Source organism: Blastococcus sp. SYSU DS0539 (assembly GCF_054050855.1).
Map to the genome: position 1 here is coordinate 150,314 of NZ_JBJHAF010000010.1, position 19,545 is coordinate 169,858.

A 19,545-nucleotide genomic window follows, 5' to 3' on the forward strand; every position below is an offset into this window, starting at 1 on the left:
CTGGCCGCTCGTGGCCCGACGTCGTCTCTCTCGCAAAGCTCGAGAAGAGTCTCGCTGTCCGCCTGTGGCCCGATGAGTTCCCCTGATCGGCTGGACTAGGAACCGCTGATCAACACGGCCTGCATGGTGTCGTTTATAAACGACACCATGCAGGCGGAGGGAGTGCCGGAGTTCATTGCGAGGGCCCCGGAAGCGGGTGCCGATCGGCGCTTCAACGCAACCGCGGACCTTCGAACCTTTATTCGGGGGCTGGTCGAATCGACCGGCACCCCTGGCGGCGTGAAGCCTGAGATGACCGACCTGGCAGGTGCCATAGCGCTTCGGGTACCAGCCCAGGCCGTGACCGTGCGTAAGCCGGCTCGAACCCTAGCTCCGACCAGCGCAGTGCCGGACTTGGTGGCGGTCTCCTGCCGGCTCGTCACGGTGGACCACCGCAACCGCCTCCGACTGCGCTCAGCACTGCAGGGCATCGAGCTACCGCGGCACCTCGACGTCCTCGAGCTCGGTGACGGCTTCGCGGTGCTGGGTGTGGCTGCCGACGGCTCTCGTGCAACTGCAGGCATCCAGCTACGCGTCGACTCGCAGCAGCGCCTCCTCCTCTCGCCTGGCGTCACCCACCGTCTCGGCGTCGGCCACGAGGCTCGCCAGCTCCTCGTCGCCGGCGACGAAGACTCGCACCAGCTCGCCCTGGTTCACCTGGGCGCCCTACTGGCGAAGGCTCGCAACGATGGTGCGGCGGAGGCCGCCGCACGATGACGATGAGCTCGTTGACGCGCCAGGTGATGGCCAGCCTCATCCATGCGCACAACCTGACCGCTGCCGACCTCGTCGAACTGGCCAATGAGCTGGGCGACTCGGCGAGGCCCGGCGCGTCCGCTGGGCCGCCCGGCAAGACCGTGCAGGAGTTTCACCCCCGGGTCGTCGCGGCGTGCCCGCGGAAGTCCCTGCCGACCTACAGCATCGGCTTCCGTCGCTTGGTCGACGTGCACGGGGGGTCGTTGCTCAGCGACGTGACCCCTCTGGACCTCACCGTTCTCCGTGACGAGGTGCGCCGCCAGGTCGGCGAGCGGCGCGTCGCGGATGCACTGGCCAGAGGCCGGCTGTTGCGCTCCAGCGACCCAGACGCGTACGGCCGAGGAGCGGCCGAGAACTTCGTTCGTGCAGTCCGCTTCTTCTTCAAGTGCGCGGTCCTGGATGGACGACTGGAAGTCAGCCCGGCCACCAGCCTTCAGGCCCCGCAACGCCCCAACGCGCCGGAGCGTCCGCTCACCGACGAGCAGCTCGCCGAGCTGCAGTTCGTCTGCTCTGCTACCGGGGACGACCCGGAGCTCGACGGGCTCCTGTTCGAGTTTCTCCGGCACACTGGGTGCCGACGCGAGGGCTCGCTCAACCTCCGGGTAGGAGACCTGCACGCCGAGGACTGCCGCGTCACGGTGACGGAAAAGAACGGTCAAACCCGCGACCTTCCACTCCGTCGGGACGTCATCGAGCGTCTCCTCACTCACGCCGCTCGCCGCGGCGCCCAGACCAGATCGGATGCCGTCTTCCGCTACAAGGACGGTCGCCCGCTGACACGGCGCCGGTTCAACACCTTGTTCGACCGGCTGGACAAGCACACGACCTGGAGCGAGTCGCTCGACGTCGGCCCGCACTGGATTCGGCACACCACCCTCGACGACGTCCGTCGCGTGGCCGACGTGCGCGTGGCTCAGTCCTACGCCGGACACCGCGACGAGGCCGCCGGCACCATCGGCCGGTACACCAAGCCCACCTTCGACGAGCTGGCTGCGGCGTACGAGGCCATCTTCGGGCCGCGATGCTGAACGGCCTTCTCGCGCTGGTGCAGTGGCTGCGGGCCGTCCTCAGCCTGCATGTCGTCGAGGACCACCATCTCCGGCGGCGGAGCCTGCCCTGGGGCCGGCTGGTCTTGCCGCTCGGCTCCGAGCGTCGGCATGGCCCCGGACGACGGCGTAGGCCCTACAACGCCAAGGTCCTCACCTCGCGAGCTCGTGGGCCGCCGGACGATGACGGCCAGCGGACACCTGCTGTGACCGTCCCTCCCGTCCTCGTCCCCATGAAAGGAGTGCCTGCTGCTCCGCCTCTGACGGCCACAGCAGGTGTCACCGGCCAACAACTTCACACGGCCATCGCTTGCTCACTCCCCCACCTCCCGATGTGGGGGTCCTTGGCATGCCCTCAACCCAGACAGCGTGAGCGTGGATCTGCTCCCCACGGTCCCGCGAGAGCGACGTCCCGACGATCCAGGTACGGCCGGCCATTGCCGAATGCAGCCGGGGATGGCGCCGGCAGCTTGCTGGTGCGGCGTTGCCCAGCGCTGACCCCGCCGGCGGGTGGCCGGCCGAGCCTAGGAGGCTCCTGTGCTGTTCGTGCCTCTGGACCGCGGAGCGGTCGTCATGGTCTGTGACGAGACGTGTCTCGTCGCCGTGGCGAACCGTGTTCCCACCATCGAGCCGCTGGTCGTCCCTCAGCTCGACACCTGCTGCACCTGTTATGCGTGCTCACTCACCGTGCCCGGGACGAGATGCCCGTGCTCTGTGCTGGACGTCAGCTGCAGCCGTCCCTCGTGGTTGCTCACCACACAGGCCGCCGATGCCATGGACGCGATCTACGAGGCCGTCGGGCCCGCCGAGCTCACGGAGTCGGACTGGCAGCAGCTGATGGGCTGGGGCGAGCAGCTCTGGGTGGGTGGCCTCGTAGGCCTGCTCTGGGTCCGCGAGCAGCAGCCTGAATCTGACCGGTGATTGGGGCTTGTCTCCAGTCGAGGCGCCGCGACGGTGCCGTGGCGGTGGACGTGAGCCACCCCCGCGGGACGGCGGGGGGACGTCCCCCGCGCCGCGGCGACCCTGGAGGGTCCCGTGTCAACTCAACCAATCCGATCGGTCCCAAGCCCGCGGCGGCGCATCGGCAACGCAGCGCACCGGGACCGAGACCTACGCCGACTGCTCGCCGTCTGGCGAGCACTCGGCGCCCGCTACATCGCCGCCCAGGCGCACGGCGGAGACGACGAGGTAGAGCTCGCCGATTCGCTCGGCGCAATCGAGGACGCCCTCCAACTCCGTCACACGGCGGTCTGGCAGGCGGTTCAGGCGGAGCTGCACGTCGCTCTGGTCGGGGCCGAGCACCACGGCGATGCCGTGACGCCGGCGTCCGGATGCCTCATCTGCCGACGACTCGTCGATGGTTTACCCATCTCCATCGGGCGGCTGGTCCTGCAGACGGACGGTGTTCGATGACCGCCATCCCCGCCCAGCGGTCCAGTACCGGGCGGGTCACGGTCATCGACGACGTGCTGGAAGTCCAGCACCTGCGCATCACGCACTCGGAGACGGTCGCGCTCGCCCGCCGCGTACTCGCCGAGCACGGGCCCGCGGCGCTGGTTGACGACGTGGCCTCCGCCGTCGTCGTCGGGATGATCGCCGGTCGGCTACAGCGCAGCACCGGCGACACCACTTCGGTGATGGAGCGCGCCCTCGCGAGCTTCGACGAAGCGGTGCAGGCACGCGCGACAGCCACCGTCGCGCAGCTCGATGGCCTGCTCGCCCGAGTCGACGCCACCGAGCTAGCCACCCGGCAGGCTGCCACGGACGTACTGGGCGCCCTGCCCACCCGGATCGAGCAGGGCCTGACGGCTGTACTCGCCGGTGGTGCGGGCAACGTCCGCGAGGCTGTCCGGCAGGCCGTTGCCACGGCCCAGAACGAGGCGCTGGCCCAGCTCGAACGGGTGGTGCGCTCGCACACCGCCGAGGTGCGCAGCGTCGTCAGCACCGAGAACCCCAGCTCGCCGATCGCGGCGTTGCGCCGGGACCTCACAGCAACCGTCGAGAACACACGGCGGGAGCTGGTCGAAGGACTCGCCGCGGTGCGCGCGCTGGTGCAGGCCGATCAGGCCCAGGCCGCGGCGCGCAGCAAGTCCAGCGCGGCGGGGAAGGACTTCGAGGACGCCGTCGCCCACATCGTCGACGAGTGGGCGAAGGCCACCGGCGACTGCGTCGAGCACGTCGGTGCCCACCCCGGAGCCGGCACGACCAGGAAGACCGGGGACGTCGTCGTCCGTGTGCTGTCATCAGGCAGCAACCAGCCCACCATCGCCATCGAGGCGAAGCGGCGGGCCAGGGCTCTCACGGCGCGGCAGCACCGTGAGGAGCTGGCCGAGGCCATGCGGGTCCGCCGCGCGCGGGCGGCACTAGCCGTCGTTCCGACACCGGATCAAGTGCCGGGGCCGGGCCGGTTCCACCGGGTCGACCCCAACGCATGGGTCGTCTCCGCCGACGACCCCGAGCTGCTGAAGCTGGTACTCGCCGTAATCCGGGAACTCACCCTCCTGGCGACCGCCCAAAGCGACGGAGACCCGGCCGTCGACCTGACTCGTGCACAGGCCGCTATCGGCCACGGAATCCAGCTACTGACCCATTTCGACGAAGTCAGTAGGCACACGGGAACAGCCGAACGGGCGCTCGGAGGCATCCGCAGCACCGCGGACAGCCTGCGGGCTGCGCTGACCGCGCAGCTGCAGGAGGCCGTCCGCGCTCTGCAGCCCAACGCCGGCAGCGCGTAGGAACGACTGGGAGGAGGAGCATTCCGCTCCTCCTCCCAGTTCGTCTCTGCGGCTTCTGGTCACCGAGTATTCAGAGGCTTGCGGCGGTGCCGCAGGTGTCTCATCACCCCGGGGGATTGCTGATTCGGCACAGACGTGCGTCTTTCACGGAACCGCGGCTTCACCCATCGAGCCCCCCGGTCCAGCTGCGCAAACAGCGGGCCAGTGACCGCCCGTGCACGTACCACTGGTCGCGCCCGTTCATGGTCAGCTTCTGGGCCTTGACCCGGCCCCTGCGAGCCCAGGCGGCGATCAACTGCGGCGCGAGACCGTACTGCGCAGCCGCCTCGCTCACCGTGATGTAGCCGTTCGGTGCGCCCTGCACGGCGAGCGCCTTCCGCAGCCGCTCCCGGTGCACCCAGACGATGGTCTTCTGGGGCCCCCGCGAACGCCGGACATGCTCGACGACACCGTTCTCCAGCAGCCTTCGCACGACGCTGTAGGAGGCCCCCAACTCGTCGATGGCCTCCTGGAGCCGCACGTAGCCATCGCCAGGAGGGGCGGTCTCGGCCGCGATGCGCCGGAGATCCTCGATCGAGTACCACCACAGCTCTCCAACACCCCGGTGACGACCGTCGGTCCAGTGCCGCACCCGTCCGGCCAAGCGCCAGTTCCGGAGGTCGTAGTTGGAGGCACCGATGAGCTCCTTCGCCCTCCGCGCGCCGACGTAGCCCTCGGGGATCTTCAGCCGTTCACGCCACGCGGTGAGGTCCTCCTCGGCGATGTGCGTGTACGCAGATGTTCGCCCGCTGGTGCCGCTCTTCCGCGCCCGCAGGCGTCCCTGCGCCACCCGCTCCCTGACCCGTGCACGCAGATCCTTCAGGGGGATGTTCAGCTGCCCGGCGGCCTCCTCGAGCGACACCCACGCGAGGCCAGATCCGTCCGCCGCCGCCTTGCGCTCGTACTCCTCGATGGACGCGACGGTCACCCGGCTCCGGGTCCCATTGCTGCCGAACGGGGTGGTCACCTGGACCAGCAGACCCCGGCTGATGAGCGTCGAGACGACACCGTTGCCGACGCGCAGCCGGCGCGCAGTCTCGGCGCGGGTCAGGACGTTGGCGTCACTGAACCGCTCTTGCAGGCCAGCGAGCTCTGAGGCGGCGACGTAGTGGCGGTGCGGGTAGTCCGGGTGCATCTGCCGCTGGAGGTGCCCCCCGTGAATGAGCCGGCGCACGCTGTGGGGGCGCACATCCAGGAGGGCGGCCGCCTCCTGGATGGTGAGCAGGTCCTCGGTGCCCTTCGGGACTGCCCACAAGTCACCGCCGTAGTAGGTCTGCAGGACCTCCTCGATGACCTTCGCGATGGTCGACAGGCCCTTCAGCGTGAGGAGGCTGTAGGCCGCGGCGGTCACCGCGGCGCCCCGGACCCCCCGCTCCTCGTCGACGATGCCCTCGAGCTTGTGGCCGAGGTACTTCGCCCGCGCGACCTCCGGCACCCGCCTGTCGTCCAGGAGCTGGGTGGCGACCGTCTTGCGCAGCCAGTGCGGGGTGACCTTGTGGCCGACCGTCTTCTCGGTCAGCCCGAGGTCGGTGAGGATCTTGTCCAGGCGTCCCCGGAACGCGCTGCCGTTGTCCTTCGGTGGCCCTCCCTGCGGAAGGACGTAGATCGGGACGCGCCGGCGGGGGTCGTTGCGCGGCACGGTGGGGTCGAACGGGTCGAAGCCGTGGAACCGCTGGATGTACTCGCGCAGGAACGCCGTCGACGTCGGCCCCAGCGTCAGCCGTCGCGCGGCCGAGCGGGTCTTGCCGCGCTCGACGATGTGGGTCACTTCGCCGGTTTCGTCGTCCCTCTCACTGAGCTGCATCCGGTGGCCGCAGTGCAGGTAGCCGTACCCGTCCCCCTCGGCGGCACTGGCGTCGAGGAAGTCGACGATGAACACGCCGGCCGCCTCGCCGATCCGCATGCTCAGGCCGGAGATGGCCCAGAACACGTAGCGGTCGCTCGGCAGCATCCGCTGGTGGACGGCGAAGACCTCGTCCCACTCCAGCGCGCGCTCGGGCACCTCGCGCTCATGCTCGTGCTGCTTCTCGGCGCCTCCCCGGCGCCGCCTCTCGATCGTCTCCTCATCGACGACGACGTACGCGGCCGGATTGTGGTCGACGATCCGCTCGGCGCGGTCCATGTTGATGGCCTGGTCGTAGATCCGCCACAACGTCCCGCTGACCTGGTTCAGCGTCGACTTCGCAAGCGGTTTGTCGGTGCCCTCCGCCACCGCCTCGGCGGCGAGCCTGTCGAGGTACTCCTGCACCTGGTCGTGGTTGATGGCCCGCATCGGCCAGTCCGCCCACGGCGCGGTGAGGATGTACCGGTCGATGATGCGGCGCCGTCCCTCGAGAGTGCCCTTCTGCGGTCGTCTCCCCCACCGGGGGCCCCGCTTGCCGGGGACGCCCTGCCGCTTGTACCGCGGCCACCAGATGTCCTGGATGTACGAGCGCAGCGAACGGCCAGACCGGGGCTGCTCGACGATCGACTTCGGCGGCAGCGGGCGGCCCGCCCGCAGTTCCTCGACGGCGAGGTCGTAGTACTTGGCGGCGTTCGTCGGGCTGGTGAACCCGCTGACCGTCCTGGTCTTGCCGTTGCCGAGCGGGATGATCGTCTTCCAGAGCTTCCCGGTCGTGCCCTGCGGGTAGACGTGCTTGGGCAGCGTGCGGTTCTCCGGCTTGCGCTGGGCGGGCATCAGGCACCCACCCGCGGAGCGGGCACCGCCGACACGGTGGTCAGACCGACCAGGGCCATGACGTCGCGAACATGGGCGGCGTGCACATCGGCGAGCTCGCGAGCGGACACCGCCTCGACCTGGGCGACCGCGAGCTGCTCGCGGAGCCGGTCGAGCTCGCTCTGCTTCTCCCGGCACACCCGGCACTCCTCCGGGGAGGCGGTGTGCGGCACTGCCAGCGACGCAGGTGTCGAAGGACCGGGCACGACGGGCTCGAGGCCGGCCTGCACCAGGTCTACCAGCGGGATGCGCCAGGCTCCGCTCTCCCCGTCGTCCTTGACCGCCCCGGGGAACTGGCCGTCGGCCAGCCGGCGCTTGACCGTGTCGCGGCTGACGCCGCACGCTTCGGCGGCCTCCTTGAGCGTGAACCAGAACCCCTGTGGGGTCTGCGCGGTCCTCACCTCATGCACCTGCTCTCGCGTCAGGCGTGCCCTGGGGCACGCGGCGGACGTGCACCGGGAGCGAGTTGCACGCGTGCAAATCGCGGTCCCGGCGAACGCTCTGCGCGCTGCAGCGTGCTCGCAGTAGGGAGCGTGACATTCGCCGAAAAGACGGCACCACACGAGAGGCGTTGGTCGCGTGTACGAGTCGCAGCCGAGGATGAAAGTGCAGGTGATAGAGGCATTCGGCAGCGGCTGCACCAGGGGGGCACCACCCGAGCGTGCAAGGAAGCGTGCAAATCCAGGGGCCGTCGGCGTCGCGCTTTCGAGCGAACACCGAGCTTCCACGACAACCCCGGTGCGGTCCGTACGATGGCGGGTGCGCGAGGTCCAGACCCGCGACGCTGCCGACTGGCAGTTGCGGTGAGGACCAGACCACAGATGAACGCCCGTCAGACGGCCCCGGGGCCTGAGACGGGCGTTCATCGTTGTCGACGCACCGGGCGTGCCGCTCGCCGCCGCAGGCCTGGTAGGGGTGAACCCGAAAAGGACATACGCCGTCTGGGCGAGCAGCCTTCGCCACCGCAACGGCACGGTGACGCGGTCAAGGTTGAGCTCGGGGCAGCGGAGAATGGCAACTGCCGCCCCGACTCTGGCCATCCAGCACGGTGGTCCCGGCCTCATCTGCCGGACGCGTTCAGGAGCACCTGCCGCGGTCTCAAGGGTGGTCATGCCCCCTGTGGTGCCGCCTCGGGGCAACGGAGCCCGAATAAAGGTTCGGTTAGTACGTGCGAGAGCGGCGCGTCGCTCCGGGGAATCGCTGGAACGCTTCGCGACGATGTTGCCGTGCCCAGGCGCCGCAGGAGTCCAGACGAGCTTCGAGAAGCACCCGTAGGGACCTTGAGCGCCGAGGAACAGCGTGACCGCCAGGCGGCTCTGACCCTGGATCGACTCCTTCAGCCTGTGGCAGAGAAGCTCGCCGCTCCTCATCAGTGCGCTCTGCCTGACTGCAGCGACCGACTCAGCCAAGCGGACCTGGCACACGACGCCGATGTTTCGGAGGACGCGATCTCCTACGTCTTGAACGGTCAGGTCTGGCCGAACCTGCAGCTCCTCCTGGCGCTCGTCGGGTCGATCGAGTACCAGGCTGTGGGCTACAGGAAAGCTGATGGCTAGGCGCCCCCTCTACAGGTACTTACCTGCCGATGCGGCCGACGACTACGACTGCATCTGGTACGAACTCACCCCTGAGCGAGTAGCCGAGAACCCTCCTCGCACGCCACGCCGCCAACTCCAGGTCTTCGCCGTCGCACAGTGGGCCGCAATCTGGAGGCTGTGTGAGGCGGCGATCGCGGAACGACTCAGCGTTGGTGGAAGGCTCAGCGACATAGCCGAGGCTGGCGGCATCACGCCCAAGGGCCTACGCCAACTACGAGGGGGGCTGCTCTGGCCGGACAGCCTCACCGCCCTACGGCTGGCCGCAGCTCTCGGCGTTGATCTGGCTGTCGAGCCCATGAAGTAGCCGCCCACATGCGGCAGACGAGAGGCCTGGCTACATGCTGATCCACACCGCGGGCCCGCAGGACCGCGGAGGCCGTTGCGACCCCATCGGATGAGTCCGGCATACACCAACTCCGGCTACCGTCCCTGCAGACAGTGAACCGTTGGTGACGCAAGGAGAGCAGTTGATGACGGGGGACAACGCTGGGGACGGCGCCGGCGAGAGCCAGCTGCTCGAGGTGGTCCGCCCAGGAGCGGTTCTGCGTGGGCTGGCCGGCCCGGAGCCGGTCACCATCGTGGCCGTCGACCGACTTACGGACGACTCGGCGAACGTTGCGTATCGCACCGAATCAGGGGCCCTCGCCGAGCGGATGGTGTTCTCCTCCCACCTCCCTGGGCTGACGCCGGTGCAGGCGGGGGCGGCGTTCTCCTTCGACGGCGACCCAGCCTCGTTCAAGCTCGCGGCGGAAGCCCGCCGGATGCGTCTGGCCCATCTCTTCGATCCGCAGGCAGCCTTGGGCACATCAGACGTCGACCCGCTCCCCCATCAGCTGCGCGCCGTCTACGAGGAGATGCTCCCCCGTCACCCGCTGCGCTACGTCCTCGCCGACGACCCCGGTGCCGGCAAGACCATCATGGCCGGGCTCCTGATCAAGGAGCTGTTGATGCGCGGCGATGCGCAGAACGTCATGGTCGTCGCGCCAGGCTCGCTCGTGGACCAGTGGGCGGACGAGATGCGAGACAAGTTCGGGCTCGACTTCGCCCTACTCACGAAGGACGCCATCGAGCAGGGCGGCAACCCGTTCGCCCGCGGCGGGTTGTGGCTTGCCCGTCTCGACGTACTCGCCCGCAACAAGGAGGCGATCCTCGACAAGGCGTGCGAGACCGACTGGGACCTCGTGATCTTCGACGAGGCGCACAAGATGTCGGCGAACGTGTTCGGCTCCGAGGTCAAGAAGACGAAGCGGTACCAGATGGGTGAGCGGCTCGGCGCCGCCCGCAACATCCTGCTCATGACGGCGACGCCGCACTCCGGCAAGGAGGAGCAGTTCCAACTGTTTCTGGCGCTGCTCGACGCGGACCGATTCGAGGGGGTCGTACGCGAAGGCACCCGCCGAGTTGACGTCTCCGATCTGATGCGCCGGCTGGTCAAGGAGGAGCTGCTCCGCTTCGACGGAACCCGACTGTTCCCGGAGCGCCGCTCGTACACCGTCCAGTACCCCCTCTCGGACCCGGAGAAGGCGCTCTACGGCGCTGTGACTGACTACGTCCGCGACCAGATGAACCTGGCTGACCGGCTGCAGGACCGGGACAACCGCCGTCGCGTTGCGGTTGGGTTCGCCCTCACCACCCTCCAGCGACGGCTCGCCTCGAGTCCGGCGGCGATTCACCGCTCGCTGGAGCGCCGTCTGCAGCGGCTGCAGGGCGAGCTCCGTGACGCGCAAGCCGGCCTAGCAGCCAAGCCGGTAGACATGGACGGCTTCGAAGGAGATCTGGACGACCTCACCGACGAGGAACGCGAGGCGCTGGAGGACAAGGCCGTCTCCGCCGCCACAGCTGCGGCCTCCATCCCGGAGCTGGAGACCGAGATCGCAGTGCTGACGGGCCTGGAGCAGCAGGCTCGCGCGATCCGCAACTCCGGCTCCTACTCAAAGTGGGACCGGCTGCGCGAGACCCTCGACGACGCTGACCCGATGCGCGACGCCTCTGGCGCCCGGCGCAAGGTCATCATCTTCACGGAGCACCGGGACACCCTCGACGACATCACCGCACGACTGCGCAACCACCTCGGCCGCGACGACGCCGTTGTGACGATTCACGGCGGCACCCGGCGGGAAGACCGCAAGAAGGCGCAGGAGACGTTCCGAAACGACGCCAACTGCGTGTTCCTAGTCGCCACCGACGCCGCTGGGGAAGGCGTCAACCTGCAGAATGCTCATCTGCTGATGAACTATGACCTCCCGTGGAACCCCAACCGCATCGAGCAGCGATTCGGTCGCGTGCACCGCATCGGACAGCACGAGGTGTGCCACATGTGGTCCCTCGTCGCGAAGGACACTCGGGAAGGCGACGTCTACGCGCGACTGCTGGAGAAGCTGGAACAGCAGCGAAGCGCGCTCGGCGGACGTGTCTACGACGTGCTCGGGCAGGTCTTCGAGGGGAACTCGCTTCGCGACTTGATGATCCAGGCTATTCGGGAAGGCGACGCGGCCGAGACCCGTGCACGTCTGTTCGAGGTCGTCGACGCGCAGGTCGGCGACGGGATCCGTGAAGTCCTGTCGACCGACCAGCTCGTCACGACGACTCTGACAGGGAGCGACATCGAGCAGGTGCGCAGGGAGATGGACCGCGCCGAGGCTGCTCGACTCCAGCCACACCACGTCGAGGCGTTCTTCGCCGCGGCTTTCGCTGACGTCGGTGGCACTCTGCGCAGCAGAGAACATCACCGGTACGAGATCCGGTCCGTGCCCGCCGCAGTCAAGGACCAGGACCGCATCACCGGCCGGGGCACTCCTGTCGTCGGCGCCTACTCACGCATCGCGTTCGACCGCGCCCACGTCCGGGTCGAGGGCCACACCGCCGACGCGACCCTCATGCACCCCGGCCACCCTCTGATGACCGCCATCCTTTCGCTCATCGGCGACCGCCACGGCGACACCCTTCGGCATGGCGCCGTCCTCGTCGACCGGCACGACGCGGCAGTCGATCCGTATGTCGTCTGCCTGCTGGAGCACGACGTCACGGACAGTCGCGCAGATGCGACGGGTCAGCCGCAGATCATCTCCAGGCGCGTCCAGTACGTACGCCTCGACCCGAACGGGACCATCAGTCCGATCGCGCAGACACCAATCCCGAACCTAGAACCGCCCACCGACGACGAGCGTGACGCTGCCCGTGACGTCCTCAAACAGCCCTGGTGTCAGGCCAGCGACCTCGACCGGCGCATGGTCACTCACGCATCGGCGACGGTGGCCCGCGATCACCTCGAGCACGTGACCGCGATCACGCACGAGCGAGTCGATAAGACCAAGCGCCTGGTCCGCGAGCGACTCCAACATGAGATCAACTACTGGGACCGCCGCGCTGCCGAGATCCGGGAGAACGAGAGAGCCGGCAAGCACAGCCGACTGCCCGCCGATCAGGCTCAGACCAGGGCGGAGGAGCTCGCCCGCCGCCTCGACCGACGCATCCGCGAACTCGACCTGGAACGCTCCATCGCCGCCACCCCGCCGCGGGTCACCGGCGCGACCCTCGTCATCCCCCAGGGCTGGCTTGACGCGCTGACTGACCCCGAAGGTGCTGAGACCCGCGCCCGCGAGACCCAGCGGATCGAACGGATTGCGGTGGACGCCGTCCTGGGCATCGAACGATCCCTCGCCGGCCACCATCCGACAGAGATGCCGCACAACAACCCGGGCTACGACATTGAGTGCGACACCCCAGACGGCCTCGACTTCATGGAGGTCAAGGGGCGGGTGGAGGGAGAGGACACCTTCGTCCTCACCAGGCAGGAGGCTGTCACGGCGCTGAACAAGCGCAACCACAGCGTCCTCGCGCTCGTTCGGGTCCACGTCGACGACAGCACCACGGTCCGGTACATCCGAGAGCCGATCACCGAGCCCATCCAGCCCTGGCAGACCGCGGTCCAGGCCGACTGGAACTACTTCTGGAACCGCGGAACGGAGATGGCCCCGCAGTGAGCAACACCCGCGAGCACAAGAAGCTCATCGAAGTCGCGCTTCCACTCGACGAGATCAACGCAGCGTGTAAGGCCGATAAGGACCGCAAGACCGGCACTATCCGAAACCTGCACAAATGGTTCGCGCCTATGCCCCTCCCGGCTTGGCGTGCTCTGCTCTTCGCCGCCCTGGTGGACGACCCGGCTGATGACGAGAAGCGCGCGTATCTCCTTGATGTCATAAAGCGCCTCGTCGCAAGCGGCGCCAACGTCCCCGACGATGCGGTCGTCAAGGAGGCTCGCGAGATCATCAGATCGCAGTTTCCTGACGGCCTACCGACCGTCATGGACCCGTTCTGCGGTGGCGGGTCGACTCTCGTGGAAGCGCAACGTCTCGGTCTCCCCACGTTCGGCAGCGACCTGAATCCCGTGCCTGCGCTAATCAGCCGGACACTCACTGACTTGCTTCCGAAGATCTTTGGAAGGCAGCCTCTCCACCCTGACCAAATAGAAACCCCAACGCGTCGAGGGGCTCGACGCTCGGAACCTGCCGCCCTGACATTGGACGACGCGCCCCCAGGCACGCGAACTTATGACAGCTTCGGCGGACTAGCCCGGGACGTCACTCACTACGCGGAGGCGATTGCCGAAGACACAGTTCGTGAGCTGACTCCGTACTACCCCAGCCTTCCCGGGGAAACGCCCGTGGCATGGCTGTGGGCGAGAACCGTGACCTGCCCTAACCCGGCTTGTGGCATCGAGACTGTCCTTGCGACGTCCTGGTCTCTCTCGAAGAAGAAGGATGCGTTTGCATGGATCCAGCCGTCGGTACGTGACGGCGTCGTACACCTCGATGTGGTCACAGGAATGCGGTACGACGGGACCCCTGATGCGCCGAAGGCTGGACGAGGCGCCTCGTTCACATGCCTCGGTTGTCGTTCCGTGATCAAGGAAGACTACGTCGCCTCGGAGGGACAGACCGGGGGGCTCGGCCTCCGCATGACTTGTGTCGTCGCTAACCGAGACCAGGCAAGGGTGCACCGGGCGCCGACGGTGGAAGATGTCCGAGCCGCAGAGCAGGTGCCTGCGGTCGACGACTTTCCCGATCTTGCCCTTCCCAACATCGCGCGATGGTTTTCGGGACCGAGATTCGGACTTCGAACGCAAGCGGATCAGTACACGCGCAGGCAACTGCAGATTCTCGCCGCAACTGCCGACGCGGTTGCGGCCGTTCATGAGCGTCTTCTCAGTGATGGGGCCGATAAGACCTGGGCGGACGTGGTGACGACCGTGCTGGGCCTCGCAGTTGGCCGGATGGCTCAGTATCAGTCGTCGCAGGTCAGGTGGTTCATCGACTCGCGGTCCGGCACAGGCCAGGCTCTGCCAGCGTTCGGCCGGCATGACATGCCGATGCAATGGGATTTCGCAGAGCCAGCGCCGACCAGCGCTGCGGGCTCCCTGACGGGTGCGGTCAAGTCCATCCTCGCTGGAGTGACACAGGCGGGGACTGGGGATGGGATGGTGGAGCGACAAGACGCCAGAGTCGCGAGGGCTCCCGGTCCCTCGCTGGTGGCAACCGATCCTCCGTACTTTGACGCGATTGGCTACGCCGATCTGTCCGACTACTTCTACGTTTGGCATCGCCGTGCGCTGCGGGCGGTCCACCCCGACTTGTACGCGACGATGGCCGCGCCAAAGGCCGGCGAACTCACTGCGATTCCCGCGCATCACGGCAACAGTTCCGAAGTTGCTCGTCGGTATTTTATCGACGGATTCACGGAGACATTCAAGAATCTTCGCGCATCGTTGGCCGACGGACTCCCATTGCTCGTTGTGTATGCATCCAAAGAGCAGAAGGGAGGCCGCGAGGAGGAGACGAGATGGTCGTCGATTCTGACTGCCATCGTGGCAGCCGAACTCGAGATCACCGGTACTTGGCCAGTGCTTGGGGCCCGGGACAAACGGATGATCGGGTTGGATACCAACTCTGTTGCTGCATACGTCGTGATGGCTTGCCGTCCCCGTACGCCCACGGCTGGAACCTGCTCACTTGCCGACTTCAACAGAACGCTCAGGCGTGAGCTCAAGCCAGCCGTGCACGACCTTCAGGCTGCCGGCATTCTGCCCGTAGACCTGGCGCAGGCTGCAATGGGACCTGGCATGCAGGTCTACTCGCGATACCGCGAAGTCTTAGACCAGGCCGGGCAGCGGGTGCCTGTTGAACAGGCTTTGAGGCTTATCAATGCCGCCTTGGGCGAGGTCCTCGACGAGCAAGAAGGGGAGCTCGATGCGCATTCCCGGTTCGCCGTTGCTTGGTGGGAGCGGAACGGATGGGAGGCGGCACCCTTCGGACAGGCGGATCAACTCGCGCGCCCCCAGGGACTATCCGTCGATGACGTCATCCGGGCCGGGGTAGCAGAGCACCCCCGCCCTGGGTTCGTGCAGGTCCGGGGAGTCGTAGGCCTCGATCGCGAATGGAAGCCTTCGTCAGACCGGACGCCCACTGCATGGGAAACGGTGCACCATCTCGCCGACCGACTGATCGACGGCGGCGGGACCCTGGAAGCGGGTCGGCTGATGAGCGAACTCGGCGCATTTCGCGATCCGGCTCAGGCTTTGGTCTACAGACTGCATGCAATCGCAGCGAAGAAGGGTTGGACGAAGGACCAGGAGCGCTACAACGCGCTCATTGGGAGCTGGTCTGACCTGCTGGCCGTTGCGGCGACTGAAAAGGATGGGTTGTTCTAGTGGCTGGGCTGTCGAACAAGGAGCGCGTCGGAAGGGTCCTCGACTCGGTCGCCGCCGGACTTTCGCCATGGATGGTGGATCTGCTGACCCGGAAGTACGGCGATGTTTGGCAGACCCAGGTGCGCGCGGCCGCTGGCGCTTCGCCGCGAGAGTTCGGCGACAGCATCTCTGACCCTTCTTACCTCTTCTGGGTCTTCGACAAGCAGTGGCAGAGCTTGTTCCGAGATCACGCCTCACACGAAGAGCGGCGCTGCGTGTCGGCGCTGTGGGACGCACGCAAGGAGTGGGCGCACGGAGGCCGATTCACCGACGAGCAGGCGGAGCGGGTGCTGTCTGACGGGGAGCACCTGCTCAGGCACGTTGGCGCAGTCTCTGTCGCCGACGAGATCGACGAACTTCGCAGGGAGTTGCGGCGGATCAGGTTTGAGAAGGACCAGCGTCAGTACCAGGCGGCCGCCGAGAGGCAGCTCAGTGTTCGGCTCGACACCGGAGGTCTTCCAGCGTGGCGAGAAGTCGCCGAGCCGCACGACGATGTGGCCCACGGGACGTTCCAGCTCGCCCAGTTCGCTGCAGACCTTCGCCAGGTCGCACTCGGCATCGCGCGGCCGGAGTACGGCGACCCGGTCCAGTTCTTCGAGCGGACCTACATCACTCGGGGCCTGCGCTACCTGTTGTCACAAACGCTGCAGCGGCTCAATGGCGTCGGCGGTGAACCGGTCATCGACCTGATGACGACCTTCGGCGGCGGGAAGACCCACTCCGAGATCGCTGTCTACCACCTCGCCGGCGGGGCCGCGGCGGAGACTCTTCTTGGCGTCACGGAGGTGTGCGAGCAAGCCGGAGTCTCCGGTATCCCCGCCGGGGTGAACCGGGCGGTCATCGTCGGCAACGACTTCTCCGTTCTCGGCACGGAGAAGCCCGATGGAACCGTCGTCAACACTCTGTGGGGCGAGCTCGCCTGGCAGCTCGGTGGCAAGGAGGCCTTCGCCACCGTCGCTCGCTACGACAGCAACGGCGTCCCGCCGCCGACGACCGAGCTTGCGGACCTCCTGGCTGCACATTCACCATGCGTCGTCCTCATCGACGAGTGGGTCGCCTACCTGCGCCAGATCTACTCGCGCGGCACCGAGCAGCCGTACCCCTCCGGCACGTTCGATGCGCACCAGACGTTCGCGCAGTCGCTCACCGAAGCCGTGAAGGCCGTCGACACCGCGATCCTCGTCGTCTCGCTTCCCGCGTCGGACTCCGTTCGTGACATGGGCGACGGCATAGCCGACAACACCCACGAGATCGGCGGCACCCCCGGCCTGGAGGCGCTGCGCTCCTTGCGGTCGGTCATCCACCGGGTCGAGACTCCGTGGCAGCCGGCGACCGTGGAGGAGTCCTACGAGATCGTCCGTCGGCGCATCTTCAAGCCGCTCGTCGGTGACGGCACCAGGGCTCGCAATCTTGTGGTCTCGAAGTTCGAGGACCACTACCGCCGGCACGCGAACGCGTTGCCCAGCGAGGTGCAGCAGCCGCAGTACCGCGATGTGATGAAGGCTGCCTACCCGATTCACCCGGAGCTGTTTGTCCGGCTGTACCAGGACTGGTCCACCTTGGAGCGGTTCCAGCGCACGCGAGGCGTCCTGCGACTGATGGCGACCGTCGTCCATGCTTTGTGGGTTCGAGGGGACCAGTCCGCACTGATCATGCCGGCCTCCATCCCCCTGGACGACACGAAGGTCTTCGAGGAGATCACCAGTCACCTCGACGACCACTGGAAGCCAGTTGTCGATGCTGACATCGCCGGCGGCGGCTCGACCGCCGACATGATCGACCGGGACATCCCGCTGCTCGGCAAGTCGATGGCCGCCAAGCGCGTCGCTCGGGTGGTCTTCCTCGGCAGCGCGCCCAGCGTCAGCAAGAGCGCCCGCCCCGACGGGAACACGCCCATCCAGGGAATCGACCAGAAGCGCGTCGTCCTCGGGGCTACTTTCCCGACTGACAACCCGGCGCATGTCACCGACGGACTGCGCCAGCTCGGCGACCGCGGCAAGTACATGAACCGCGACCAGGACCGGTACTGGTTGTCACTTCAACAGACCGTGTCGCGGATCGTGCAGGAACTGGCCGACGGGTACGACGTCAGCGAGGTCCACGCTGAGTTGACCCGGACCCTGCGGGAAGAGAACGATCGCGGCATTTTCGCCCGGGTCCACCGTGTCCCGGACGGAACCGCGGACGTCGATGACGAGCCGACGGCAGCGCTGGTCATCTTCGGGATGGACCGCCCCCATACGAAGAAGGCCAAATCGGTCGCGGCGGACGCGGCGGTCGAGTTTCTCGCCCGCCGCGGCGGCCAGCCCCGCATCCACAAGAACGCGCTGGTGTTCCTCGCTCCTGACGTAGACCGAGTCGACACCCTGGATTCGGTGCTCCGCCGGAAGATGGCGTGGGAATCGGTGAAGAAGCGGGTCCGGGAGTTCAACCTGGACCAGCACAACATCACGGTGGTCGACGGCCGCCTCGCCCAGGCTGTTCAGGCGGTCAGCGACACGATCCGCGAGGCCTACAAGTGGGTCATCAACCCGCACCAGGAACCTGGTGACAGCGAGATCGAACTCGAAACGATTATCATGAACGGGAGCGGGAGTCTCGCTCAGCGGGTCACCAAGAAGGCGGAGTCCACTGAGTTCGTCTTGACTCAGTTCGCTCCCGCTCTGCTGCGGCAGGAAATCGACCGCTTGATGCTGTGGAACAAGCAGCCACACGTCCTTGTGGAAACCCTCTGCGGCTACTTCACGCAGTACCTCTACATGCCCCGGATCCTCGACCAGGACGTCATCAGGACCGCCATCCATCAGCTCTCCGAGGTTTTGCTGCCCGAACAGGATGGCTTTGCGTACGCGGACGCTGTGGACGAGAACCGCTACAGGGGCCTGGTCTTACACGAGCCGCCCCTGACGGTCAGCAAGGCGGGGTTCGTCGTCGACCCGACGGTCGCCCAACGTCAGATAGCCGCAGAAGCCGCGACTCGTCGCACGGGCGACGAGGACTCCGGGGAAGAGTCTGACGACGAGACTGACAAGCCGGCCAAGCCCACGCCCCCGGCCCCTGGCCCCGGCCCCTCGCTGAGAGCCACACGGTTCCACGCGGCGAAAGCACTCGATGCAACCCGACCCGTGCGCGACATCAGCGTCATCAGCGATGAAATCCTCACGCCACTGACGACGGCAGGCGCGCAGGTTCGTATCACCGTCGACATCGAGAGCGTGGACCTCAGCAAGCTCACGCCTGAACAGATCACAGCGCTCAGGGAGAACCTGACGACCCTCGGCTTCACTGATTGGGACGTCGAGTAGCCGGAGTTCCACTGTGGGGTGCCCCCGAGCATGCGCTCGGGGCACCCCACAGCGGCTCGGGGCACCCCACAGAGGGACGATGACTTCCTGGAGGGGAAGCCTGGCTCCGCCGGAAAGGTCCCATAGGATCGATCGGACTACGAGCAGCGGCAGGTTCCCGTTGGACTAACGCGAATGCCGCATGCGTTGCAGAGCGGCATCTCCGCCACAACGCGCTGCCCCTCGGCGACCGGTGCCGGCAGTGCGGTCGGACGGCGACGTGCCGTACGTCGGCTCTCCACGGCACGCTGGCGCTTTGCGGCATGCATCTGCCGTCGAGCCTCGGTCACGTGTGCCTTGGTGACCGGTACGCCGAAGGCTCGGACGGCGGCTGCGATTTGCTTGGAGCCGGCATCGGGGTTCTCCCGAATCGCAGCCTGGATCTGTCGTCGCAGGGTCGCCGAGATGACGAGTGGCTTTGAACCGGGTACGGCGCGAGGGGACTTCTTGCCGCTACCGGCTCCGTCCCGACCGGTTCGGCCGGACGCCGTTCCCCGGCCTGTTTTCCCAGATCCCTTCGCGTG

At 67.3% G+C, this 19,545-nt stretch carries 11 protein-coding genes; 8 read left to right on the forward strand and 3 right to left on the reverse strand.

Going from position 1 to position 19,545, the window contains the following annotated elements; all coding sequences use genetic code 11:
- Positions 1-123: 123 nt before the first annotated feature.
- From ACI790_RS14030 to ACI790_RS14040, 3 genes are all read left to right on the forward strand, one after another.
- Complete coding sequence (locus tag ACI790_RS14030) at positions 124-756, forward strand: hypothetical protein (protein ID WP_456570388.1); 633 nt, start codon at positions 124-126, stop codon at positions 754-756.
- Positions 753-1,823, forward strand: coding sequence for a tyrosine-type recombinase/integrase (locus ACI790_RS14035; protein ID WP_456570389.1), 1,071 nt, complete (start codon positions 753-755; stop codon positions 1,821-1,823). Before ACI790_RS14030 ends, ACI790_RS14035 begins: the two co-directional genes overlap by 4 nt.
- A gap of 765 nt (positions 1,824-2,588) precedes the next feature.
- The gene (locus tag ACI790_RS14040) at positions 2,589-2,762 is read left to right on the forward strand and encodes a hypothetical protein (protein WP_456570390.1); all 174 of its coding nucleotides are present in this window, start codon (positions 2,589-2,591) and stop codon (positions 2,760-2,762) included.
- A gap of 189 nt (positions 2,763-2,951) precedes the next feature.
- On the opposite strand, the gene ACI790_RS14045 is transcribed toward ACI790_RS14040, so the two are convergent.
- On the reverse strand, positions 2,952-3,146 hold the full coding sequence (locus ACI790_RS14045; protein ID WP_456570391.1) for a hypothetical protein: 195 nt from the start codon (positions 3,144-3,146) through the stop codon (positions 2,952-2,954).
- 104 nt (positions 3,147-3,250) lie between these two features.
- Here ACI790_RS14045 and ACI790_RS14050 point away from each other — a divergent pair, with 104 nt between their 5' ends.
- Positions 3,251-4,576 carry a hypothetical protein gene (locus ACI790_RS14050; protein ID WP_456570392.1) on the forward strand — a complete coding sequence of 442 codons (1,326 nt, stop codon included), beginning with the start codon at positions 3,251-3,253 and terminating at the stop codon, positions 4,574-4,576.
- A 160-nt stretch (positions 4,577-4,736) separates the two neighbouring features.
- On the opposite strand, the gene ACI790_RS14055 is transcribed toward ACI790_RS14050, so the two are convergent.
- Positions 4,737-7,292: a hypothetical protein gene (locus ACI790_RS14055; RefSeq protein WP_456570393.1), complete on the reverse strand. Its 2,556-nt coding sequence runs from the start codon at positions 7,290-7,292 to the stop codon at positions 4,737-4,739.
- On the reverse strand, positions 7,292-7,732 hold the full coding sequence (locus ACI790_RS14060) for a helix-turn-helix domain-containing protein (RefSeq protein ID WP_456570394.1): 441 nt from the start codon (positions 7,730-7,732) through the stop codon (positions 7,292-7,294). The genes ACI790_RS14055 and ACI790_RS14060 overlap by 1 nt, the downstream gene beginning before the upstream one ends.
- An 879-nt stretch (positions 7,733-8,611) precedes the next feature.
- Here ACI790_RS14060 and ACI790_RS14065 point away from each other — a divergent pair.
- The 4 genes from ACI790_RS14065 to ACI790_RS14080 all read left to right on the forward strand — a co-directional run bounded on the left by ACI790_RS14065 (position 8,612) and on the right by ACI790_RS14080 (position 18,982).
- Positions 8,612-8,887, forward strand: coding sequence for a hypothetical protein (locus ACI790_RS14065; protein WP_456570395.1), 276 nt, complete (start codon positions 8,612-8,614; stop codon positions 8,885-8,887).
- Between the two features lie 512 nt (positions 8,888-9,399).
- Complete coding sequence (locus ACI790_RS14070; protein ID WP_456570396.1) at positions 9,400-12,912, forward strand: helicase-related protein; 3,513 nt, start codon at positions 9,400-9,402, stop codon at positions 12,910-12,912.
- Entirely contained in the window at positions 12,909-15,638 is a 2,730-nt protein-coding gene (locus ACI790_RS14075; RefSeq protein WP_456570397.1) for a DUF1156 domain-containing protein, read from the forward strand. Before ACI790_RS14070 ends, ACI790_RS14075 begins: the two co-directional genes overlap by 4 nt.
- Positions 15,638-18,982 (forward strand): DUF499 domain-containing protein, encoded by a 3,345-nt coding sequence (locus ACI790_RS14080; protein ID WP_456570398.1) that lies wholly within the window; start codon positions 15,638-15,640, stop codon positions 18,980-18,982. The genes ACI790_RS14075 and ACI790_RS14080 overlap by 1 nt, the downstream gene beginning before the upstream one ends.
- Positions 18,983-19,545 lie beyond the last annotated feature (563 nt).